Here is a 24703-nt window from a genome sequence, read left to right as displayed (position 1 = left end):
CTATTAAAAAGTAACAAAAAAAAGGGATAAAAATGTATGAAAATGTTTGGATATGTCGGAAAGTACACATATCTTTGCACCGCATTTAAGGAAATGCACTACTGAAAAAAAGGAAGTTTGGGTGAGTGGCTGAAACCACCAGTTTGCTAAACTGACGTACGGGTTACCGTACCGGGGGTTCGAATCCCCCAGCTTCCGCCAGTAGTAATGTAAAGATGGCCGCGTAGCTCAACTGAATAGAGTAGCTGACTACGGATCAGCCGGTTACAGGTTTGAATCCTGTCGCGGTCACTTTTTATGGCGCCTTCGTCTAGCGGTCTAGGACGCGGCCCTCTCACGGCTGAAACACGGGTTCGAGTCCCGTAGGCGCTACAACGGTATTGGAAGTTTGGGTGAGTGGCTGAAACCACCAGTTTGCTAAACTGACGTACGGGTTACCGTACCGGGGGTTCGAATCCCCCAGCTTCCGCAAAATAAGCTCTGTAATCAATTGATTATGGGGCTTTTTTGTGTCTTAATACATTCCTGCTACATAGAAAAATCAGACACTAAAATGCCTACTTCTGACAAAGTTCCGTTACTAAATCGTTACTAAAATCAGCTTATAAAAATAGTACATAGGCATCATGTAATTGAAGACGGAAAACATTGATTTACCTGTTCTCCTCTTCAAGAACTTCCAGTTTCCGCCATTCGTAAAAACTGGTATATGTTAATCCCACGATAAGAATGGCGATAAGCATATACCAGAAAACAACAGTCTTATAAAAATATTTCATTGTCTTGTCTGTTAAAAATCTACTCAAAGACAGTTGTGCTTCTGAAATACATATATTTATAATATTCTTGTAAATCTACATTCTTATGTATTGTTGTTCTATATATTCTTCAAATCACAAAAATCGCTATAAATTGTAGATTATATGTTGCAGAATAGACTCACCATTTGAGTATGGATAAGGCACAAAACATACCACTAATAATAATGCCAGAAATATGGCAACTATAATTACTGTTCCCCATCGAACTAGGGCGGGAGGTATTTCTCCTAATAAATCACGAACTTTCTCTGAACGTAATTCAATATCATTAGATATTTTCTTTTTCATATTTTCTAAAACTATTATTAATCATTGTATCTTAATTAACTCAGTTTCCAAGCTCAAGCTGATTCTTGACCAAATTGAAGTATACGCCTCTCTTTTCAATGAGAGAAGTGTGATTACCAGTTTCAACTATCTTTCCTCCATCAACGACAATTATTTGGTCTGCATTTTTTACTGTCGATAAACGATGCGCCACAATAACTACTGTACGCCCTTTGTAGAACTCATCCAAATTTTCAACTATTGCTCTTTCATTTTTGGCATCAAGGGCATTTGTAGCTTCATCCAAAAATATGAAATCAGGATTTTTATAAACAGCACGTGCTATTAGAATGCGTTGTTTCTGCCCTTGGCTTAAACCTATGCCGTCCCTACCGATTATGGTATTATATTTCAGTGGAAGCCCCATCACATAGTCATGTATATTAGCTATGCTGGCAGCTTTCTCAAGACGTATTACATCTACTTCACCGTCATCGACAGCGATGTTTCTTGCTATAGATTCAGAAAATATCACTCCATCTTGCATGACCACTCCACAATGACAACGCCACCATTTGAGGTTGTATTCGTTAATATTCCGCCCGGCTATAGAGATTGAGCCGGCCATAACAGGATAATATCCTAACATGAGCTTGATTAATGTGGTTTTCCCGCTTCCTGATGCTCCTACTATGGCAGTCACTTTCCCCTCAGGAATGTTGAATGATACACCATCAAGCGTTTTCTTCAAAGCATGGGGGTCATATTTAAAATCTATGTTTTCTATTTTGATTGACTTTTCAGCGTCAAATACTTTTGCCTGATTCTCCGTAGATTCTTCGTTCTTACCTTCGTGAATCTCATTGATTCGTTCAAGGGAAATTTTCACATCCTGCAAAGAGTATATAAATGACATAAACTGCTCTACTGGAGAGTTGAGCTGTCCCACTATATACTGGATGGCAAGCATGGCACCAAGTGTAATCTGGCCGTTTATCACAGCTGTTGCCGCAGAAACTGTTATTAATATGTTCTTGACCTCGTTAATGAATATAGAACCAGCTTCCTGTGTCTGTTGCAATTTAAGCGATTTCATTTGGACACCGAATAAATCGGCTTGAGTATCCTCCCATTCCCAGCGACGTCGCTGCTCACAATTCTGAAGTTTTATTTCTTGCATTGACGTAATGAATTGGTAGGTCTTGTTTTGATTAATTGCTTGCTGCTCAAATATTTCATAATCAAGCACTTTACGACGTTGTAGGAATGAGGAGATCCATAATCCATAAATAATGCTTCCCATAATAAAAACGCCGAAAATTATCTTGTTGTAAATAAATAGGACAACACCGAATATAATGAAACTTAGAAATGTGAAAACTACATTCAGAACCTGTCCCGTAAGGAAGCTTTGCACGCGCGAATGATCTTCAATACGTTGTAATAAGTCGCCCATGAGTTTTGTGTCGAAAAACGCCATCGGTAACTTCAGCAACTTGATAAAGAAATCACTTACCAACGAAATATTTATTCGCATGGAGATATGAAGTAGCAGCCACCGGCGTATAAAATCTGTTGCAGTTCGTCCAGTAACAATCATCAGTTCTCCCAATAGGACAAGCCATATAAAGCCTATGTTATTATACTTTATACCAATATCAACGATTGCCTGAGTTAAAAAAGGCATTATAAGCTGAAGTAAACACCCCAGCAACAGACCTAAAATTATTTGGATAAAATATTTTCTATATTGTAATATATAGCCAAACAAAAAGTTAAATGAACGTTTCTTGACTTGTTCACCCACAGTATTCTCTTTCAAAAAAGTTTCTGAGGGTTCAAGAAACATTACTATACCTTTTACTTCTCCATTTGAAATAGAACTAACCCAGTGTCTCTTAAAATTCTCTAATGAATAACATATTAATCCTTTACCTGGATCTGCGATATAAAACTTTTTCTTATTCTTTACCTTGTACAAGACAACAAAATGGTTTTGATTCCAATGCAATATACATGGCTGAGATATGTTGACTAATTGTTCTATAGTAGTTTTTCCATAAATAGAATGAAAGCCTATTTTTTCAGCTGCTGTTTTTATAGCGAGTAACGAAACTCCCTCAGTTGAAACACCGCATATTTTAGAAAGAGTTTCAATGCTATAGGCTTTTTTATAAAATTTGCAAATCATTGCCAAACAGGCAACTCCGCATTGCATCGCATCTAGTTGTTTTACAAAATGAAATCTCACGTTAAATTATTTTGCAGTATTAATATTTATTAGTCCAGAATCTTTATCAGTATTACTGATACGCTTCCCTGCGTGGCTACGGGATTTGCCTTTGGAAAAATAATAGGTAAACTTCAGGGATACAAGATTCTTGAAGTTGTTCCATTTGGTTTCTTCCGAATAGTGGAATCCATTAATGTTAGCATATATTTTTGATGGATTAGGATTGTAATTATATTCCATCCCTACAGACATAGACTTGAATTTGTAAAGCACTGAAGCACTCATATTGAATCCCATGCGAGTATATATGTCACCATCGACCAACGTCATAGGGATGTTTCCGTTCCATATAATTTGCCAGTTTTTAGGCAGGAACAGGAGACTGACACCAGCATTATGTAGATTATGGTTTATTACTTGATTGTATGTTTTATATGTAGAGTATTCATAGTTATAGAATGGTTGGAGAATAAACCAATTAATTGGCTTGTAATTTAACGACAAAGAAGCTCCTATACTATGAGCATCATCCATTTTTGCTAACTTAAGAATAATATCGTCACATTCGGTAAACAATACCGGCATATTCCTATTCGGATAATAAGAATAGGCTACTGATGGGGTAATATAAAATTTCCCATTATCAGAAACATATTGGTAATTAAGGTTTGTGTAATAGTAATAATATGGTTTAAGTTCCGTATTTCCTTGTGAATAGAAATGTTCATCAATTGTAAAAATACTATTTGTCAAATCTCCGGCATTGGGAACAGATGAGTTAATGCTGGCGGTAAGCCTCATTGCTGAGTGTTTGTTATATTGAACATTCAATACCATTGACGGACGGAATATCAAATAACTGTATTCATCGTTTGTCGCAGTCCTATAATGATTGTTTTCCAATCCAAGTCCTATGTTATATGAAAATTTGCCTACCGTATTACTATAGTCGGCATATACATATTCTTTGTGTGTGTCGATTGTTGAGTTTTCTGCTACATTGTATTTTTGATCAAGGTTTTTATATTGGTAATAGGCTCCAAAATTGAAATCACCGTTCCATAATTTATCGCTATATAGAGCTTCCGCAATTAAGGAATAGGATTTGTTGTTTATATGGTTTTCAAAAGAGTATCCACCTACGTTGCTTGCCAAAATATTATCCGAGTTTGAATGATAGTAGGTGTTCAATATGTTTATAGAAAAATTTCTGTTCTGATTAAACATATACATATAGTACAGGTCGGCCGAAACTGATGAATAATCGCTTTGGAGACTTCGACTGTTGATTGCTGTATTGTTATTTTGTCCCATAAGCTCTTGTTCGTATTCCTGTTTGCCGGGGGATTTTCGGTATTCAAGTTTGGCATTGAAAAGATTCTTGCCTTGATAACGCTGATAGGTAAGCTGACCAATATGATATTGCCCATTATAGCTACCTGGCAGCCCTCTATATTCATTTGTTTTTCCTGCATACGAATAGGTGTTGTTCATCCTATTGTCGTTCAGTGCCCTATAGTCTATAAAATACGCTGCTGTGAGCATATTCAGAGAGTCCACGTATGCCATCGAGAGCATATCTGTACCGTATCCCGTTGTTATTCCGTTCTTTGTGTCAAGATATAGGCTATATAGTTTATCGACTTTTTTCTTTGTTCTCACATCAATTACTGCCCCTATGTTTTCATGGGCATACCTTGCCGGAGGATTGCTATAATACTGAATATTCTTTATTTCATCGGCTTTGAGCATTTTCAGTTCACGTGAAGAACGCCTCATACCATCTATCAGTACAAGAATACTTTTATTGTCCACAGTCACCAGAGCATCACTGCTGATGTCTGTCTTAAATTGTGGCAGGCTACTGATAGCATCCAAAGCATTGTTGCCTACTTTCTTGGCAGTTTCGCTCAGTGTCAATTGATTCTTGTTTCCGAAAGTATTCAATATTTGCGGAGTAACAACTACTTCATCAAGAAGCATGGCATCTTCGTTAAGCATTATATTCCCCAAATTTCCAGGTTTGCAGATTTGGTTTTTCTTCTCATATCCAATAGATGATAATTGTAGGATATATTCTTTATCTTCCTTTGCTTCCAATTCAAAATATCCTTTCAGATCACTTGCAGTTCCGGCAATTTGTGTGGAATCGGGAAGATTCACAAGAACACAGCTTACTCCTGAAATCGGATTCTGTTCTGTATCTACGATTTTACCATATATTCGAATTTGTGCATTTACAATTTGGCCGCAGCTAAGTAACATAGCTATCAAAAGGATGAATCTGAGATGTATCATTGTTCTTAATATTAAAGTCTATAATCTTGACATATTGTTTTAAACTATCAATACTACAGTGTATAATTAGATATTATTGTCTGTTCTGCACATTGAAGTAATGTAATTTACTAAAGCATCCTCTATTTTTATGTCCATACCATTAAATTTACAATATGATATGATGCCATAATCTCGTGGACAAATTCCCATACAAATTGGTAAATATTTGCAGATAAGGCATTCTGCATTTTCAAAAGACTTAGCTTCGTATTTTGCAATGAAATTACTATCCCACGTGATTGAACCATTATCGTTTATAGTTCCATGAGTTTGTTTATCATATAAATCATTACATGCGGTGCATTTAACTACATCACCATTGTAGTTAATGGCATTATAGTATTTCCTGTTGGCATAACACGGAACAAAATCCCAAATAAAATCTAATCTGTTGACTTTATATCCAGACGTCTCAAACAAGTCCAATAATTTACTAACACTATTATATCGTTCCTTTTTAACTGTTTCTTGCCAAACTTTCTTAGGGTTGATTTGAATTTTGTATCTATTTGCAGGAGAAATTATTTTATTCACATCATCTACTATTTGATCGTTAAGATTTTCTTCAGTATAATTTATTCTTAAGAGAATCTGTATATCTTTCGAATTATTGAGGATATTCTCAATATTGCCTAAAACATGTTCAAATGTAGATGCACAATTATGTTGAAATTTCACTTTGTCGTGTTCTTGTTTTGGACCATCCAGCGTTATCTGAAATCTTCTGAATCCTAATTTTATAATGTCATTAACCTTTTCAGGAAAAAGAAAATATCCATTAGTTGTTGCACTTGTTGAATATGGGATATCATTCTCGGTACAAATATGTTTGGCATATTCGCATATAGGTTTAATAATTTGATTGAAGTACATAAATGGCTCCCCACCAAACCATTCTAATTGAAAAGAGGTGATTTGTTCTACATTGACCATATAATCAATGTGTGTTTTAACAGACTCAATGGTCTCAGCTGACATTCGTGACGGGATATGATCTTGTATGCAATACCAACATTTATAATTACAGTTTAATGTGGGGAGGATTGTTAGCATATAATCTTTCCTATTGATTCGTTCTTCATTTCTTGTTTTAATAACATCCAATTCGTCTGTCTCATCAGGAATGATAAATCCACCGGATGTAAGTTTATCTACAAGTATACCTGGTAAAAATGCTATTTTATCTGGAATATTGATCATTGTCTCAATCTTACGACTTAAATCAATAGGTAAGCTAAAATATTTATGCTCTATTCCATTATACCAATAAGCGATTTCTGTTCGCTCAATTATGTAATTATATTTACTCGCCTTCATAACTATTGTTTTTATTAGAGGGTGTTGCCAAACTCAGATTTTTTCTAACACTCCTTTTATGAATGAGTGGATAATCCATTCGAATATTTTATAATAATGGTAATTATGAGGTTCAGCAACACCTCAGATATTCCGCAATCTCAGTTATCTAATTGTTGGAATTGTAGGAACTGTAGGCTTTTGGATTACGATAACAATATCGCAGGCACAACCTGCTACATCGTTTGTGCAGCCGTTCTGGGTAACAGCAAGTTCAGCTATTCCACCTTTAACATTAAGTGCTTCTAATACAGACATCTCTTCAATTGAGAATAATTTCAAATCTTTCATATTGATTATCATTATGTTAATACCTACTCGTATCGCTTTTCGGATTTTGCGCCTTTATACAGTCTGGTCTGTGAGATTATTGTCGACTCAAATCTTCTCGTTGAGAATGATTATGCATCTATTTCTCCTTCTGCATACCATCCATCTCCCTCTATACGAATAATGTGACATCCATCTAAAAGTATATTAAAAGATGTATTTATTGAAGAAGAATACCCTTCAATATCACCAGTGAAATTGTACAAATAAACTTCTCCATTTAGAGATTCATCCTCACTAATAATATCAACAGTTCTTGTTTCTGAATTATAAAATACATATACTGGAATACATATAAGAGAACGATTTACCTCATTATTTGTCTCTGTATCACTGTATTTGTAATAGCGCATAAACACACCTTCGCGTTCTGCTTTTACGGTAAGTGCCATTGAGAAAATAAGCACAATTGATAAAAATACTTTTTTCATTTCATTTTAATTTTTACGTTTAAATTTGACGCAAAGATATGTTGAACAAAGTATTCATCAAACCCTAAAAGTTTAACGCTAAACTTTTTAATGTGCTGATTTTTAGTGTATTACAAAATGAATGATAATTAAAGTTTCACAGGGCATCTGAAAGTTTAACACAACTGTATTATAATGGAAAAAACTAGTTTTTGTGAAGTATGTATTAATTGATTGATTAATTAATGCTATAAGAGAATAGGTGTATTGCAAATGATTGTAATATATTAGCATCGCAATTGACTACATTCTATTACATTAGATACAAGTCTTGTATTGAAGTTTTCTATGAAAATCTGTTGAAAAATAGTTACACCGGAAATTCTTCACCTACAAAAAAAATGGGCTTCGTTACTGTTCTATTCTCAATATGGAAAAGACAAAAAAACGAAGCCCAATATAACAAAATAAATACTACATCATAAACATCATAATTCCTTCAGAAGGCGTTTGATGTAAAGACCAATATTTGTTTCATGTTCATCTATACCCAGTTTTTTTCGAATGATACTACTTACATTGTAGTGACGTTTAAGTTGAATGTATTCTCCTACTTCCTTTCCTCGAAGTCCTATAGCATAAAGGCACAAATAATTAATTTCTTCTTCCGATAAGTCATGTTGTTTAAGATATTCCATAAAAGTAGGATAAGAAGCAGCAAAGGCAAGACGTGTGGAGTTCATAAATTGATTCTTATCCTTATGGATGGACTCTATCCATTTCTTATAGGGTTTGGCATATGATTCATTGGAAGAAATCTCTTTAGCCAATAGACTATTCAGGATGTCCAGTCTTGTTCTTATTGCTTCCTGGATAGGCTGAGTAAATTCATGTTGTTTCTGCAGCAATTCATTTAATTCTGCCTGCTCATTAGATAGTCGGGAAATCTCCAAACGAAGGTTTTCTGCTTCCAATTCCGCATTTCGTTTTTCAAGTTCCATTCTTTCTTTTTCCTTAACAAGTGCGTCTTGTTTCATACGCAATCCAAGATTCTCTTGTTCTGCAATAATTCGTTTTGACACACCAATACGATATTGATAATATACTAGTCCTATAACAATTATCAAGACAAAGAGACCACATAAACACCCCCAAATAAATTTATCTCTCTTTTGAATACTGATCAATGTTTGCATCTCCAATTGATGCTTTTTATCTGCAAAGATGAGTTCGTTGGAAAATAATTCCTGATGAAAATTCTCCAATAAATATACATAATATTTATAGGACTTTAAAGCTTCCTCATGATTTCCAATACTTTCCAAAACAAAAGTTTTAGCAGTCAAGTATTTTAATGAATCCGAAGGATTTTTCGCAATTTCTATATCTCTCAAAATGTCCAATGCTTCCAGACCTCTACCAATCTTAGCATAGCCGTATGCTAAATTCATTTGAATGTTTTCAGAAACTTTCTTTCCTTTCAGTTCATCTAATACAGTCGCTATTTCATTATTTGTTCCGTACGCAATAGTATATGAAACAAGAGGAAATATAAAATATCTTTCTCCATCTTGGTAACGGTCTATAAGTCTAGAACAAATCTGAATCAAACTATCAGCCTTTGATTTATTGTCTAATACTATTTCACCGTCCAAAGCATTGGAATAACTTTTAATCTCCAATAGTGGCCTGCCTATAGAACCATATATTTTTGCAGCCTGAAGGTTGTTGGAAATAAAATTAGATATTTTGTACTGTTTGTTATACAAAATTCCTTGAGCTACAAGTAAATTGGCATATAACAACGAATCTGATATTCCATCCTTTATGTCTGTCGCTGACAAAAATGATTTCATAGCCATATCGTCGTCACCTTGGTTCTGATAGATTCTGCCTTGATAATAATGTGTCCGAAGTTTTTCGTCAGGAGAACCCTTTTTGAGATAATAATCAATAGCCGGCTGAAGAATATCGAAGGTTGTTGTATCTATATAATTTTTGTCAAGTGCTATTGATTTAAGCAGGGCAAAGCGGGCTGATGCTGCTTCATCCAATGTTTCACTATCAAGTGCATTAAGTATAACAAGTGATGAATCTGGTTGGGAAATCATTAAGCTCTCAGCTAAATCCATTTTTTCCAAAACTTCTGAATGTCTCTCACATCCGGATAAGACTACGGCACATACTACACAAAACAATATGGTTAATCGTATCAAATACTTCATTATCATTCACTCATTGTTATTTTTTATCAATATACTTTTTATTCTGTTAATCTTCGGCATAACAATATTTTGATTACAAAAATAACGAAAATTTTTCAGCTAAAGATATTTGGAATATAGAACAACTATGAATAACACATTTTATTGTCCAACTATTAGAATCTACGTCATATTTTCTTGTGCAAAAAGAAAGAGTCTTTGCTTATTTGATATAAAAATGATTGCTTTATGATACTTTTTCTGCCTTATTAATAGAACGATTTTATTAAAATAGAATGAAATGTTAATTGTAAATCTGCTTTAGATTACTAATATCGTAATTAAATACTGCAGAATAGTTAAAATGATCTTGTTTATTAAGGCTAATGACGAAAAAAAACGTGCGCACATTTCATTTTAACCGTGCGTACATTCAATATAAACAGGGCGCACATTTTGCTTTGAACGTGCGCCCGGTCTTTTTCGGCTATCAAAAAGGCTTGAAAATTATGTTTTTTCGCTCTAGATTTGTTTTAGAATAGAAAATATTTCATGTGTTATTGTGCTACTGTATTTGATTTATTTGTGTTATAATGTAGCTGAGAAGTGTTGTTGCTATGTATAAAAGATTTTATATATAATAATATTATTTCATTGTGTATTTACAAACTATGGCGAGAATGGTAAATTTTCAATCAAACCTGGTATCGCCCCGTATTTTATTATTATTACGTACTTAAATTATCATTTTGACAATAAGTAATTGCCCCTATAGGTTTATTTACTATCTTTGTCGCCGTTTTGAAAATCACTTAAAGATATGAATAAATTTAACGGACTGCTTTATGGCATAATATCATCGGCATCGTTTGGATTGATTCCGCTTTTTGCCATTCCAGCCATGCAGCATGGTATGGACTTTATGAATGTCATTTCATACAGATTCCTTTTTGCAACAATAGCACTGGCTGTTCTTCTGAAAATCAGGAAGATTTCTTTCGGTATAGAAAAATCGGATTTGCCAACGCTCTTGCTGCTCTCATTTTTTTATCTGATTTCTTCAGTATTCCTGTTATGGGGATATAAGTTTATGCCGTCAGGGGTGGCTACCACAATACATTTCATGTATCCTGTGATAACGACTCTTGTCATGATGCTTTTCTTTCACGAAAAGAATTCGCTGTTTCGCACATTGGCTATTCTGATGGCGATAGGAGGGGTGTATGCACTTTCGTATTCCGATTCGCAAGGTGAGACTAATATATTGGGGGTGATCATTGTATTGATATCGGCAGTGGGATATGCGTTGTATCTTGTTACGGTTGTTCAGCGCAAGAACCAGAGCCTGAAAGGACTGAAGCTTACTTTTTATGTGTTTCTTTTCAGTACGGTGATATTGCTTGCAGGAATGTCGTCAACCGGAAGTTTACATTCTATACCTGATTTGGCTACTGCGGGTAACTTGCTGCTGCTTGCCATAATACCGACTATCGTGTCGAATCTGACTTTAATAGAGGCTATAAAATACATTGGGGCTACACAGACATCTGTATTGGGAGCCATGGAACCGGTAACAGCTGTAATTGTGGGTATAGCGATTTTTGGTGAAGCGTTTACTTTTACTATTGCGGTAGGTATAATACTTATAATTTCGGCTGTGACTATAATAATACTAAAAAGGTAATAAAACTATAACATCGAATTGATTATGAAGAAACTACTTTGTCCGCAGTGTAAGATATCATCTATGTATGTAAAGAATGCCAGTGGAGAACGCCGACTGGTATATGTGGATGAAAATCACAATATCGTGCCTAAGTATCCTGAAGAGAGTCTGGAGGGGTTTGATCTGACTGAAGTATATTGTCTGGGATGTTCTTGGCATGGTTCACCAAAGAGATTGAGTGGTAAATATGTATGAATTTATTGCACAAAATCTGTTTTTTTGTGTAATAAATGCTCCTTTTTTACTCGTTTTCGGTAAGTTTTAGTATCTTTGCCACCTAAATGTTTAAATATTAATGAATTATATATTATGGAAAAAGTTATAATCAATTCTTATGATGAATTTGAAAAGTTGGTAGGCAAACAGATTGGAATTTCAGACTGGTTGGAAATATCTCAGGAACGTATTAATCAGTTTGCGGATGCTACTTTGGATCATCAGTGGATACATGTTGATGTAGAGAAGGCAAAGCTGGAAAGCCCTTATAAAAGTACTATAGTACACGGTTATCTCACACTTTCTGTTCTTCCGTATCTTTGGAATCAGATAATAGAGGTAAACAACCTGAAGATGATGGTTAATTACGGTATGGACAAGATGAAGTTCGGTCAGGCTGTACTTTCAGGCCAGAGTGTGAGACTGGTTGCCGACTTGCAGTCGCTGGTTAATCTTCGTGGGGTTGCCAAGGCTGAGATTAAATTCTCTATAGAAATTAAAGACCAGAAGAAGAAAGCACTTGAAGGAGTTGCAACATTCCTTTATTATTTCAATTAATAATTCATAAAGCAAAGGGTTAAACAGTTGAGTATGTCAATGCTGTTTAACCCTTTTATAATTTCTTGATGTTTTTACATCTGTCTGTAATTTTTTGCCAATCCTCCTTCGCTTGTTTCCTTGTATAATGAAGGGAGGTCGTGGCCTGTCTGTTTCATTACTTCTACCACACGGTCGAACGATACACGGTGGTGTCCGTCGGTAAATGCCGAATAGATATTTGCGTCGAGAGCACGCGCTGCGGCGTATGCGTTTCTTTCGATACATGGTATTTGTACCAGACCGCATACAGGGTCGCAAGTCATGCCCAGATGGTGTTCCAATCCCATTTCTGCCGCATACTCGATTTGTGCAGGGCTTCCGCCGAATAATTGGCTTGCAGCTGCTGAGGCCATGGAGCATGCCACTCCAACTTCTGCCTGACATCCTGCTTCTGCTCCTGAAATAGAAGCGTTTTGTTTTACGATATTTCCAATCAGACCTGCAGTGGCAAGGGCTCTCAATATTCTGGCGTCGCTGAATTCACGGCTTTTCTGCAAGTGCAGCAATACTGCCGGCACTACTCCGCACGAACCGCAGGTAGGAGCAGTGACAATTTTTCCTCCGGCTGCATTTTCCTCGCTTACTGCCAGTGCATAAGCAAAAACCAGTCCTCTTGAGCGAAGAGAATCTTTGTATCCCTTGGCGCGTATATAGTATGATGAGGCTTTTCTTGGCAAGTTTAGCGGACCGGGCAATACACCTTCGGCATCCAGGCCTCTGTAGATGGCGGCTTTCATGGTTTCCCATACTTCTGCCAGGAAATCCCATATCTCCGGACCTTCGCACTGTTCTACATATTCCCAGTAGCTTTTTCCAGTATGCTTGCACCATGCCAGAATTTCACTCATGTTCTTCATGTCGTAGATGTCTTCGGATACAGCCATGCCTTTACCTTCCTCGGCAAGAGCTCCTCCGCCTACACTGAATACTGTCCATTCGTCTGTCACACGTTTGTTTGAGTCGAGCGACTTGAATGTCATTCCGTTGGGGTGAAATGGCAGGAATACGTGTGATTTCCAGATCAATTCTACTGGGGCATGCGGTTGCAGGGTGTCCAGTATGGCAATGTCTGTCATGTGTCCTTTTCCGGTAGCTGCCAGGCTTCCGTAAAGTATCACCTGAAACGATGCAGCTTCAGGATGTTTTTTCAGGAACATTTCTGCAGCTTTTCTTGGTCCCATGGTGTGGCTGCTTGAAGGGCCTGTTCCTATTCTGTATAGTTCTCTAATTGATTTCATCGTAATTTGTTTTATATTGTTTGCCTGTGATGGCATATTATATGTTTACTACTGTAATTCCTGCACCTCCGAATTGCACGTGTTCGTCGTGGAAACTTGACACTCCCGGCACTGTGGCTAGATATTGCCTGATCAGTGTACGGAGGATGCCCGAACCGGTGCCGTGCAATATCCTTACACTTTTGGCTCCTACCAGTATGGCATCGTCAATAAAATAAGTAACAGCCTGGATGGCTTCATCTGCTCTCATGCCGCGCACGTCGATTTCATGCTTGAAGTTGAGCTTCTTTTCGTACATGCTGCTTTGTGTGGCAGTACTTACAAAGCTGGCCTTGGCAGGGGAAGCGGCAGACGGCTTGGGAGCGTCTGTATGTTCCAGTCTCTCCGTTTTTATGTTTGTTTTCATAAGGCCGAACATTACAACTGCATTCTTGCCGTTTATCTCCAAAACCTGTCCTACGCTGGTCTGTCCTTTTATACGTACATAGTCCCCGGTATTGATAGGTTTCACCTTAGGAATGACAGGTGTGCTTGTCTCGTTTGCCTTCTTTTCTTTCTTTTCCTTGCGGCGTTCCTGTTTTTCCCTCAGTTTTTCCATCTTTTGGGCTATTTTCTCTTCCATGGCAGCCTTTTCCAGTTCTTCCACTTCGCGTCTGAAGTCTGTAAGTTCCTGTCTTGCCAGACGTGTACGTTCCTTTTCGGCCTGCGCTTCCTTAATGGTACGGATGGTGTTTTCTATGCGGGCATTCGATTCCTGTAGGATTTTCTCTGCTTCGTCCTTGGCTTTTTTCAGTATTTCCTTTCTGCTCTTGGCCAATTCCTCCATTTCCTTTTCATACTTGGCAATGGTTTCTTCCATTTGCTTTTCGCGCTTACGGATATTCTGACGCTTGGTTTCCCAGTATCTTTTGTCGCGGACTATGTCTTGCAGATATTTGTCGCTCTGTATGTATTCGCTTCCCACTATTTCTGATGCGTCGGCTATAACGTCTTCCGGAAGTCCTATCTTGCGTGCTATCTCTACGGCGAACGAGCTTCCCGGGTTGCCTATCTGAAGCTGGAACAGGGCACGCATCTCATGCCTGTCGTACAGCATGGCTCCGTTAATCACTCCTTCGTTGTTCTCTGCAAAGTGTTTCAGGTTCTGGTAGTGTGTTGTTATCACTCCGAATGTTTTCTTTGCATTGAAGCGTTTCAGCACTGCTTCTGCTATGGCACCGCCTATTTGCGGTTCCGTACCGCCTCCGAATTCATCAATCAGGATGATGCTTCCTTCGTTGCAGTATTTCATCATGTTCTTCATATTCGTAAGATGTGACGAATATGTACTGAGGTCGTCCTCAATGCTTTGCTCGTCGCCTATGTCGATGAAGATGCCGCTGAAGATACCGGCATGGCTGCGTTCGTTCATCGGGACAGGTATTCCGCATTGCAGCATATACTGTAGCAGTCCTACGGTCTTGAGGCAGACTGACTTACCGCCTGCATTAGGACCGGAGATGAGGAGGATTCTGTTCTTGTCGTTCAGGGCTATTTCCAGCGGAACAACCTTCTTGTTATGCTTCTCGAGGTTTATTCTCAAAAGTGGATGTATTGCATCAAACCAGTCTATTGTCCTGCTGTTTTCCATGGCAGGCTTTACGGCTTTGGTGTCGATGCCGAACAATGCTTTTGCTCTTATGAAATCTATTTTGGCAAGAAACTCGTATGAGACGAGTATTGCGGGAATATGTGGCCGGATTTCTTTAGAGAATTCGGTAAGGATTCTTATTATTTCTCTTCGCTCTTCACCTTCAAGCTCTCTTATTCTGTTGTTGGCTTCAACTACTTCTGCCGGTTCTATGAAGACGGTTTTTCCTGTTGCGGATTCGTCGTGCACTATCCCCCTGATCTTTCTTTTCATGCCGGGTGCTACAGGGATTACAAGTCTTCCGTCGCGTACGGTTGGTGTTACGTCCTTGTCAACAAAGCCTTCCGATTGTGCCTGCCTCAATATCGAGTTCAGACTTCGTGATATGCTGCCTGCCGTTGATGACAGTTCGCGTCGGATAGACAAAAGCTGCGGTGAGGCATTGTCTTTGATTTTCCCGAATTTGTCAAGTATATTGTTGATTTTTGATGTCAGCTGTGGAAAGACCATGATGTCTTCTGCAAGTTTGCATAGAGTAGGGAATTGACTGTTCTTTTCGTTGTCGTCAGTTTCCCCGTCATTGTCTTTCTGAAAAAACATAATTATATCCCTGATGGTTTCGAGTGAACGGCGAAGGTCGAAAAGCTCAGCTTCGTTCATGTACATTCCTTCTATCCTGATTCTTTTCAGTGATGGGCGTACATCGAAAAAGTTCTGGTCAGGGAATTCGTTTTCTCCCTGAAGAATTTGAGTGAATTCGTTTACCTGGTCCAGTAATAAATTTACATTGCTGAAATCATCTGAAAAACTCATTTCGTCCACCTTTTCTTCTCCTAGCGTGCATAGGCATTTTTGCTTTATGAGTGAACGTATTTGGTCGAACCCTATTTTTTGTTCAAAGTTAAGGGGGTATATCATGTTTCTTTTAGTGTTATTATGCTGTTTTATAAATACGCGGCAAAGGTAGCACAATGCGATTTTATTTCAAAATATTTTTCATTACTACACAACTGATGGCTTGAATTATTTATCTTTTTTTGGTAATTTTGCACACCAAATAAAAGAGATTGTTGGTATAGTATGAAATTGAAAAAAGATATAGAAATAGAAAAAGGTCCCGATGGATATGTCTTGGGCGGAGGGGATATGGAAGCTTCTGAATATGACATGCTTACTCCGCTTAGTGATGAAGCCGTGTTCCTGATAGAAAAGGTAGGTCAGGATGAATTTGATGAAGATACTCTGGCCGGGTTGCTGTGCAGTGAATTTGGTATGGATTACAGCCGTGCGATTGATGAGGCTCTGGCATATATGAACCATTGGCAGGACATAGGTATAACACGTTGGTAATATAATCTTGGAGATGTTGTTTGATAAGAAATCTCTTTCCGGAATATTAAATACTATTATATGGATGTGGAGGCAGATGGCGGGATATAGGGTTCCGGTATTTGCCTCTGTGTTTATTGGTCTTGTAAGGATTGTAGCTTCTCTGCTTTTTATCTGGATAAGCAAGGAGATGATTGATGCAGCGGTAAATTCGGGTGCTGACCTGAAGTCTTATTCGCTGGCGTTGGTTATGACTTTGGGAGTGGAGATAATATGTTCGGCTTTTCAGGGATATATAGATGTAAGGACAGAGGTCGGGCTGCGTAACACCTTGAGAGGTAATATCTTCCGTAAGGCTTTGAATGGAAGATGGTTTGGCAAGGAAAGGTGGCATACGGGTGATGTGGTGAACCGTCTGGAAGAAGATGTCAGGGTAGTGGCAGATACGTTATGTCATTTGATGCCTGGAACTGTAATAATTCTGGCACAGCTGGTAGGGGCTTTCATTTTCTTATGGACAATGAACAGATCACTGGCATGGGTTATAATATGTATTCTGCCTTTGTTTCTGTTGATGTCTGCCGTAATGGCGCGTAAGATAAAGAAACTGACGTCAGATATCCGTAATTCTGATTCTCGTGTGCAATCCATATTGCAGGAATCTCTTCAGAAACGTATTGTTATAATTGCTTTGAGCAGGGCAGGGTATATATTGAAACGTCTGGACGAGGCTCAGGGGATTTTGCAGGATAAGGTGATGAAGAGGAACAAATTTACTACTACATCACGCACTGCTATAATGGCAGGTTTTGCTACAGGATATCTCACGGCTTTTATATGGGGAGTGCATAACTTGCAGGCCGGTGTTGTGACATTCGGTATGTTGTCGGCGTTTCTTCAGCTGGTCGGCCTTATACAGCGTCCTACTGCCGATCTGAGCCGTCGCCTTCCGGCTATGATACATGCCATGGCGTCTGCCGACAGGCTGGTGGAAGTGTATAATGTGGAGCAAGAGGAAAACTCTATGGATGATCATGTTTCTGGAAGTCGTTGGAATGGAATCAGATTCGAAAATGTGACTTTCAGGTATCCTGATGGAAAAAGAAAAATATTGGATAATTTCAGCTATGATTTCCGCCCCGGAACTTCTACAGCGATAATGGGTGAGACGGGAGCAGGAAAAAGTACCATGATGAGGATTATGCTTGGACTTCTCAGACCGGAAAACGGTAATGTGATACTGTATAATGAGAATGGAGACACTGTTAATGCTTCCGCTAGTTCAAGACAGGGAATAGTATATGTTCCTCAAGGCAACAGCCTGCTCAGTGCTACAATCCGTGAGAACCTTATCGGTGACAATGTTTCCGTAAGTGATGACGATATAAGAAAAGCACTTTATATGGCTGCTGCTGAGTTTGTATATGAACTTCCGGAAGGCCTTGAAAGCAAATGTGGTGAAGGCGGTGAAGGTTTGAGCGAGGGTCAGGCACAGCGCATAGCAATAGCCAGAGCTTTGTTGAACAGAGGACGCATAATGTTGCTTGATGAGTTTACTTCTGCCCTTGATGCCGAGACAGAGCGTAAATTGATGAACCGTCTCACGGAAAACGCAAGTGGCAAGACACTGGTGTTTATCACACATAGGGCAGAAATAGCTGAACAGTGTGATAATATTGTGTATATGAACAGAAAGACTGAGTTGGATGAAAAAATTGATAATGCCTAACGGTATATTGTTGGGAGAGGTTGAAAGACTTTTGTCGCAAGGGACAGTTGTTACTATTGTAACCAAGGGTAACAGCATGCTGCCGTTTATCGTCGGTGAAAGGGATAGTGTGGTCCTTAAATCATATGGTGAACCGAAAGTAGGTGATATTGCACTGGCTCATTTGGACAATGGAGTTTATGTTCTTCATCGTATAATACATATATCCGATAATGGGACTGTAACCCTTATGGGTGACGGGAATATCCGCGGAACAGAAAGTTGTCATATCAGCCGCTTGTGCGGAAAGGCGGTTTTTGTTATAAGGAAGGGCAGGAAGTATAATCCTGATTCCAGAATTTGGCTTTCAATGTATAGAATATGGAGGCGTCTATTGCCTGTCAGGCGTTATCTGCTTGCGATATATAGAAGACTTTTCATTAAATTAATATAGATATAATATGCTAAGAACATATAAGGTTGGCGGACACAGGTTTTGTGTTTCAATGTCGGATGATTCTGCTTTATGGAAAGGAATGGACAATTATAATCCTTTCATGGTGGATGGCAATGCTGGTTTATGTAATGCTGAAATCCCGGATTTGCTGTTCCGTCTTGATATAGACTTTTCTTCAAAAGGGGACGATATTGTCCGTGATTCAATGCATCTGGCAGAGTTTGATGATGATACCGCATACATATCCTTGATGTCAGGTCCTGATAATCAAAGACTTTTTCTGATATCTCTTAATTCGGCAATGAAGGAACAGGGAGGTATATTGGCTGTGGAACGTAATAATCAGGAATGTAAGCTGTATTTGGGTGCATGCAATGATTACAGGCATGGCTTGTTTATAGTGAACAATGCCTTGATGCTGCTTTATGCCTTGATGTCGTCAGTTAAAGATACCATATTGATACATGCATCTGTAGTGATGGCGGACGGATATGGTTTTGCTTTCCTGGGTAAAAGCGGTACCGGAAAGAGTACTCATACACGATTGTGGCTGCAGAATATACCTGGAACATCATTGCTTAATGATGATAACCCTGTCGTCAGGATTGATTCGTCAGGAAACCCTGTTATTTATGGCTCTCCGTGGAGCGGCAAGACGCCATGTTATCGTAATGAGGAAGTGCCGCTTAGAGCTGTAGTCAGATTGAGCCAGGCACCTCGGAATCTTATAAGAAAATTGTCAGGAATTTCAGCTTATGCGGCATTGGCACCTTCGGCTTCATCTATGAAATGGGAAAAGAGTATGGCTGACGGATTGCATGAAACATTGTCAAAGCTCGTTTCAACTGTTGGAATATACCATCTGGAATGTCTTCCTGATGCTGAGGCTTCGCTTTTGTGTCACGAGACAGTTAAATAAGGATTAATATTAGAACACATAAATTATATAATTAAACTATGAGGATAAAGAAAGGATTTGTACTACGCGAATTGGTAGGACAGAAAATAGTTACCGGCGAGGGACTTGAACAAATAGATTTCAACAAGTTGGTTTCGTTGAATTCGTCTGCCGCTTATTTGTGGGAACATTTGGTAAGCAGAGATTTTGACTTGGAAACTATGGTGGATTTGCTTCTTGAACGTTACGACATTGAACGTAGCGTGGCATTGAAGGATGCCCGTGCCTTGTTGGATAATTGGAAGTCAATAGGATTGATAGAAGACTGATATAATGACTTTCCCAGATTTGCATGTATGCGGTATTGTATGCATACATGCATTTTTTTGCAATAAAAATTTAATATAAAGGTATATATTTACGAATATTCATTATTTTGACATATAAAAGGTGTCATATGATGATTATTTATGCAAAAAAGCAGTAACTTTGCCGCCGGTTAGAGTTTTAATTGAAATGCAAGAAAGGGTAAATAATATTATTGAGATTTCCCATGTCTCAAAATACTTCGATGATAAGGTAGCTCTTGACGATATCAACCTTTACATACGCAAGGGCGAGTTTGTAACTATATTGGGACCTTCGGGTTGTGGTAAGACAACGTTGCTCCGTCTTTTGGCAGGTTTTCAGACAGCATCGGAAGGTGTTATAACAATTAACGGTAAAGAGATTACCCAGACACCTCCACATAAGCGTCCCGTCAACACAGTATTCCAGAAATATGCTTTATTCCCTCATCTTAATGTTTACGACAATATAGCGTTCGGTCTGAAACTGAAAAAGATGCCTAAGGATGAAATCATGCGCAAGGTGAAGAACGCCCTGAAGATGGTGAGCATGAGCGATTATGAGTATCGTGACGTAAACTCTCTTTCCGGCGGTCAGCAGCAGCGTGTGGCCATAGCCCGTGCCATTGTGAACGAGCCTGATGTTCTTTTGCTTGACGAACCGCTTGCGGCACTTGACCTCAAGATGCGTAAGGATATGCAGATGGAACTGAAGGAAATGCACAAGCGATTGGGTATCACGTTCGTGTATGTGACACATGATCAGGAAGAAGCTCTGACACTTAGCGACACTATTGTAGTGATGAGCGAGGGAAGAATTCAGCAGATAGGTACCCCAACGGATATATATAATGAGCCTGTCAATTCGTTTGTGGCTGACTTTATCGGCGAAAGTAACATACTTAACGGAGTGATGATACACGACCGTCTTGTGAGCTTTGCAGGCGTAGAGGCAGAATGTGTGGACGAAGGATTTGATGACAATGCACCTGTGGATGTGGTTATACGTCCGGAGGATCTTTACATATTCCCTGTAAACGACTCCGCGCAGTTCCGTGGTAAGGTTACATCATGCATATTCAAAGGTGTGCACTACGAGATGGTGGTAGTGGCAAACGGATTTGAGTTTGTAGTGCAGGATTATCATCATTTTGAAGTAGGATCAGAAGTAGGACTGTTGGTGAAGCCATACGACATACATATAATGAAAAAAGAAAGGGTATGCAACACGTTCGAAGGAAAAATCATCGACGAAACTCATGTTGAATTCCTCGGTTGTGAGTTTGAGTGTTGTAAGGAAGCAACGTCAGGCATGGATGCAGGTACGGAAGTGCTGGTGGAAGTACCTTTCGACGGAATTGTGCTTGACGATAATCAGGAGGACGGTACTCTGACTGGAAGCATAAGCTTCATCCTTTATAAGGGCGACCATTATCATATCACTGTCGATTCCGATTGGGATGAGCCGGTATATGCCGATACAAACGATATTTGGGATAAGGGCGACAATGTGGGTATCAGCATTCCGTCTGAATACATATCCATACGCAGAAAAAATTAATAACTAACTATAAAAGGAAACGAGGTGAAACTAAGTAACATTCGTATTTTTCTTACTTCGCGTAAGAGTTGGACATTGCCGTATATCATCTTCTCGGCATTCTTTGTGGTCCTTCCGCTGATATTGATTGTGGTATTTGCGTTTACTGACGAGAGGGGGAATTTCACTTTTGCCAACTTCAGTAAGTTCATGTCTCATCCAGAGGCTGTGAACACATTTATCTATTCCATAGGTATAGCCATAATAAATACACTGATATGTATCCTGCTGGGATATCCGGCTGCGTATATTCTGAGCAGGCTAAAGTCAGGCTATTCGCAGATAGTAGTGATGCTTTTCATCCTGCCTATGTGGGTAAACATATTGATACGTACTCTTGCCACAGTGGCACTGTTCGATTTCTTCCGTGTACCGTTGGGAGAGGGGGCATTGATTTTCGGTATGGTTTATAACTACATTCCGTTTATGATTTATCCCATCTACAATACACTGGTCAAGATGGATCGCAGCTATATCGAGGCGGCACAGGATCTTGGAGCAACTCCTTTTCAGGTTTTCACCAAAACCATACTTCCGCTGTCCATGCCGGGAGTGGCAAGCGGCATCCTCATGGTGTTTATGCCTACCATTTCTACTTTTGCCATAGCCGAGTTGCTTACAATGAACAATATAAAGCTGTTCGGTACTACAATTCAGGAGAACATTAACAACAGTATGTGGAACTACGGTGCCGCACTTTCGCTCATTATGCTGTTCCTTATAGGTGCCGCCACTCTTTTTGCTTCTGACGACAATCAGGAGAAGGAAGGAGGTGCGATATGGTAAACATGATAAAGAAAGTCCTATGCCACGGCTATCTTTGGCTGTTGCTTCTGATGCTTTATTCTCCTATCATCATAATCATGATATACTCCTTCACGGAGGCTAAAGTTCTAGGCAACTGGACAGGTTTTTCAACGAAACTTTACGAAAACCTTTTCGTGCACGGCACTCACCACTCTTTGGTAAATGCCCTCTGGAACACCATTACCATAGCCTTGATTACAGCTGTAGTATCTACTCTGCTTGGAACGATAACTGCAATAGGTATGTTCAATCTGCGTGCACGTCAGCGTAAGGCTGTGTCATTCATAAACAACATTCCTATATTGAACGGTGATATAATCATGGGTGTATCCCTGTTCCTGCTTTTCGTATCGTTGGGAATACATCAGGGATATGGCACTGTACTCATGGCTCATATAGCTTTCTGTACACCATACGTGGTGCTCAGTGTGTTGCCGCGTCTCAAACAGATGAACCCTAACCTTTATGAGGCTGCGCTCGACCTGGGAGCGACTCCCGGACAGGCATTGAGGAAAGTCATCATCCCTGAAATTCTGCCCGGAATGATAGCCGGTTTCATGCTTGCAGTAACAATTTCAATTGACGATTTCGCTGTAACCATATTTACCATAGGAAACGAAGGACTTGAAACTCTTTCTACATATATATATTCGGATGCAAGAAAGGGCGGACTTACACCGGAGCTTCGTCCGTTGTCAACTATTATATTCCTCATAGTGCTGTTTATGCTTATAATGATAAACCGCCGTGCAGGAAAGAAGAACGCAAAATAATGATACAAAGATTATGAACAGACTTTATACAATATTTCTGACACTGCTCACGGCAATATTCCTTACAGGATGCTATAACAGTGAGGATCGCGAAAAGGTCTTGAAGATTTACAACTGGGGCGATTATATCGACGAGGAAATGCTGGCGGCTTTCCCCGAGTGGTATAAGGAGCAGACAGGAGAGGAGATAAGCATTGTATATCAGACATTCGATATAAACGAGATAATGCTTACCAAGATAGAACGCGGTAAGGAAGACTTCGATGTGGTATGCCCTTCGGAATATATTATCGAGAGAATGCTGGTGAAAGACCTGCTTCTGCCTATAGATACGGCTTTCGGCAAGACACCAAACTACATTCACAATATATCTCCATATGTACGTGGCGAGCTGGATAAGCTTGGACTTCCTGGACGCCCGACGTCGAAATATGCAGTAGGATACATGTGGGGTACGGCAGGAATACTTTACAACAAGAAATATGTATCAACAGAAGAAGCATCTACATGGCATTCTATATGGGACAGCAAGTTCCGCAACAAGCTGCTGATGAAAGACAGCTATCGTGATGCATACGGAACGGCTGTGATATATGCCAATCGTGAAGCATTGGCAAAGGGAGATATAAAAGTTGATGACCTGATGAACAATTATTCGCCTGAGGCTATTGCCACAGCTGAAAAATACCTGAAGGATCTGAAACCTAACATAGCCGGATGGGAGGCCGATTTCGGTAAGGAAATGATGACCAAAAGCAAGGCATATCTGAATATGACATGGAGCGGTGATGCTGTGTGGGCAATAGACGAAGCAGAAGCTATTGGAGTGGAGCTGGGATATGAAGTTCCGAAAGAAGGAAGCAATGTATGGTTCGACGGATGGGTTATCCCTCGATATGCACGCAACAGGAAGGCTGCAAGCTATTTCATAAACTATCTTTGTCGTCCTGATGTGGCATTGGCTAATATGGAAACCATAGGTTATGTCAGTGCGGTTGCCACACCTGAGATTCTTGAGGAAAAGATTGATACAACTCTTGAAACATATTCCAATCTGGCTTATTTCTTCGGTCCTGAGGCAAGACATATACAGATAGACCCGATACAGTATCCTGACAGTGCGGTAGTGGCACGCTGTGCAATCATACGCGATTCAGGAGAGAGGACACAGGCTGTTCTGGATATGTGGTCGCACGTCAAGGGAGATAATCTTGGAGGAGGACTTGTGATATTCATTCTTCTTACACTGTTGGTGCTGGTTATCTATGTTTCGTATAAAAAGATAGAGAAATATAGGAACAGACTGTAGTGTACTAAATAAGTTGACACAAATTATTTAGTAACATGCGTGAATATAGAAAGTATTCAAAAGAAGAATGTTTGTCTTATTTGGAGGAATATTTGTCCTCTTCA

The 24703-nt window shown here is 39.1% G+C and carries 21 protein-coding genes and 4 tRNA genes; 16 read left to right on the top strand and 9 right to left on the bottom strand.

Annotation, left to right across the window (positions count from 1 at the left end; genetic code table 11):
- The first annotated feature begins 111 nt into the window (after positions 1-111).
- The 4 genes from H6A61_RS12665 to H6A61_RS12650 all read left to right on the top strand — a co-directional run bounded on the left by H6A61_RS12665 (position 112) and on the right by H6A61_RS12650 (position 469).
- Positions 112-201, top strand: a tRNA-Ser gene (locus H6A61_RS12665).
- A 16-nt stretch (positions 202-217) separates the two neighbouring features.
- Positions 218-291 (top strand) — tRNA-Arg (locus H6A61_RS12660).
- Between the two features lie 8 nt (positions 292-299).
- Positions 300-372, top strand: a tRNA-Glu gene (locus H6A61_RS12655).
- Positions 373-382: 10 nt separating this feature from the next.
- A tRNA-Ser gene (locus tag H6A61_RS12650) sits at positions 383-469 on the top strand.
- A gap of 184 nt (positions 470-653) precedes the next feature.
- On the opposite strand, the gene H6A61_RS16170 is transcribed toward H6A61_RS12650, so the two are convergent.
- From H6A61_RS16170 to H6A61_RS12620, 7 genes are all read right to left on the bottom strand, one after another.
- Positions 654-779: a hypothetical protein gene (locus tag H6A61_RS16170; RefSeq protein ID WP_262897250.1), complete on the bottom strand. Its 126-nt coding sequence runs from the start codon at positions 777-779 to the stop codon at positions 654-656.
- A gap of 370 nt (positions 780-1149) precedes the next feature.
- Complete coding sequence (locus tag H6A61_RS12645) at positions 1150-3306, bottom strand: peptidase domain-containing ABC transporter (protein WP_204394102.1); 2157 nt, start codon at positions 3304-3306, stop codon at positions 1150-1152.
- Positions 3307-3345: 39 nt separating this feature from the next.
- Positions 3346-5619 carry a TonB-dependent receptor gene (locus H6A61_RS12640; protein ID WP_204394100.1) on the bottom strand — a complete coding sequence of 758 codons (2274 nt, stop codon included), beginning with the start codon at positions 5617-5619 and terminating at the stop codon, positions 3346-3348.
- 66 nt (positions 5620-5685) lie between these two features.
- Positions 5686-6978 (bottom strand): radical SAM/SPASM domain-containing protein, encoded by a 1293-nt coding sequence (locus H6A61_RS12635; RefSeq protein ID WP_204394098.1) that lies wholly within the window; start codon positions 6976-6978, stop codon positions 5686-5688.
- 144 nt (positions 6979-7122) lie between these two features.
- Positions 7123-7308 carry a hypothetical protein gene (locus H6A61_RS12630; protein WP_204394096.1) on the bottom strand — a complete coding sequence of 62 codons (186 nt, stop codon included), beginning with the start codon at positions 7306-7308 and terminating at the stop codon, positions 7123-7125.
- Positions 7309-7418: 110 nt separating this feature from the next.
- Positions 7419-7778 (bottom strand): hypothetical protein, encoded by a 360-nt coding sequence (locus tag H6A61_RS12625; RefSeq protein WP_204394094.1) that lies wholly within the window; start codon positions 7776-7778, stop codon positions 7419-7421.
- Between the two features lie 467 nt (positions 7779-8245).
- Positions 8246-9889, bottom strand: a complete 1644-nt coding sequence (locus tag H6A61_RS12620; RefSeq protein WP_204394092.1) for a hypothetical protein — start codon at positions 9887-9889, stop codon at positions 8246-8248.
- Positions 9890-10781: 892 nt separating this feature from the next.
- Between H6A61_RS12620 and H6A61_RS12615 the strand changes: the two genes are divergently transcribed.
- The 3 genes from H6A61_RS12615 (at position 10782) to H6A61_RS12605 (ending at position 12461) form a co-directional block, all read left to right on the top strand.
- Complete coding sequence (locus tag H6A61_RS12615) at positions 10782-11645, top strand: DMT family transporter (protein WP_204394090.1); 864 nt, start codon at positions 10782-10784, stop codon at positions 11643-11645.
- 24 nt (positions 11646-11669) lie between these two features.
- Complete coding sequence (locus H6A61_RS12610; protein ID WP_204394088.1) at positions 11670-11882, top strand: hypothetical protein; 213 nt, start codon at positions 11670-11672, stop codon at positions 11880-11882.
- Positions 11883-11996: 114 nt separating this feature from the next.
- The gene (locus H6A61_RS12605; protein ID WP_204394086.1) at positions 11997-12461 is read left to right on the top strand and encodes a MaoC family dehydratase; all 465 of its coding nucleotides are present in this window, start codon (positions 11997-11999) and stop codon (positions 12459-12461) included.
- Positions 12462-12535: 74 nt separating this feature from the next.
- On the opposite strand, the gene H6A61_RS12600 is transcribed toward H6A61_RS12605, so the two are convergent.
- Positions 12536-13741 (bottom strand): L-serine ammonia-lyase, encoded by a 1206-nt coding sequence (locus H6A61_RS12600; RefSeq protein ID WP_204394084.1) that lies wholly within the window; start codon positions 13739-13741, stop codon positions 12536-12538.
- A gap of 37 nt (positions 13742-13778) precedes the next feature.
- Complete coding sequence (locus H6A61_RS12595) at positions 13779-16289, bottom strand: endonuclease MutS2 (RefSeq protein WP_204394082.1); 2511 nt, start codon at positions 16287-16289, stop codon at positions 13779-13781.
- 162 nt (positions 16290-16451) lie between these two features.
- Here H6A61_RS12595 and H6A61_RS12590 point away from each other — a divergent pair, with 162 nt between their 5' ends.
- From H6A61_RS12590 to H6A61_RS12550, 9 genes are all read left to right on the top strand, one after another.
- Complete coding sequence (locus tag H6A61_RS12590) at positions 16452-16721, top strand: hypothetical protein (RefSeq protein WP_154042961.1); 270 nt, start codon at positions 16452-16454, stop codon at positions 16719-16721.
- Between the two features lie 64 nt (positions 16722-16785).
- Complete coding sequence (locus tag H6A61_RS12585; protein WP_204394080.1) at positions 16786-18429, top strand: ABC transporter ATP-binding protein; 1644 nt, start codon at positions 16786-16788, stop codon at positions 18427-18429.
- Positions 18407-18862 (top strand): S24/S26 family peptidase, encoded by a 456-nt coding sequence (locus tag H6A61_RS12580; protein ID WP_204394077.1) that lies wholly within the window; start codon positions 18407-18409, stop codon positions 18860-18862. Before H6A61_RS12585 ends, H6A61_RS12580 begins: the two co-directional genes overlap by 23 nt.
- Before the next feature lie 7 nt (positions 18863-18869).
- On the top strand, positions 18870-19784 hold the full coding sequence (locus H6A61_RS12575) for a hypothetical protein (RefSeq protein WP_204394075.1): 915 nt from the start codon (positions 18870-18872) through the stop codon (positions 19782-19784).
- A 38-nt stretch (positions 19785-19822) separates the two neighbouring features.
- A complete protein-coding gene (locus H6A61_RS12570; protein WP_204394073.1) occupies positions 19823-20092 on the top strand; it encodes a PqqD family protein in 270 nt (89 codons plus the stop codon).
- 187 nt (positions 20093-20279) lie between these two features.
- Positions 20280-21671, top strand: coding sequence for an ABC transporter ATP-binding protein (locus H6A61_RS12565; RefSeq protein ID WP_204394071.1), 1392 nt, complete (start codon positions 20280-20282; stop codon positions 21669-21671).
- A gap of 24 nt (positions 21672-21695) precedes the next feature.
- Positions 21696-22496 (top strand): ABC transporter permease subunit, encoded by an 801-nt coding sequence (locus tag H6A61_RS12560; RefSeq protein WP_204394069.1) that lies wholly within the window; start codon positions 21696-21698, stop codon positions 22494-22496.
- Between the two features lie 2 nt (positions 22497-22498).
- On the top strand, positions 22499-23290 hold the full coding sequence (locus H6A61_RS12555) for an ABC transporter permease (RefSeq protein ID WP_204394067.1): 792 nt from the start codon (positions 22499-22501) through the stop codon (positions 23288-23290).
- A gap of 13 nt (positions 23291-23303) precedes the next feature.
- Positions 23304-24599 (top strand): ABC transporter substrate-binding protein, encoded by a 1296-nt coding sequence (locus tag H6A61_RS12550; protein ID WP_204394065.1) that lies wholly within the window; start codon positions 23304-23306, stop codon positions 24597-24599.
- Positions 24600-24703: the final 104 nt, after the last annotated feature.

This window comes from Bacteroides caecigallinarum (genome assembly GCF_016901995.1).
Lineage (GTDB): Bacteria > Bacteroidota > Bacteroidia > Bacteroidales > Bacteroidaceae > Phocaeicola > Phocaeicola cellulolyticus.
The sequence above is the reverse complement of the archived record's forward strand: the minus strand, read 5'-3'. Positions and strand labels throughout refer to the sequence as shown.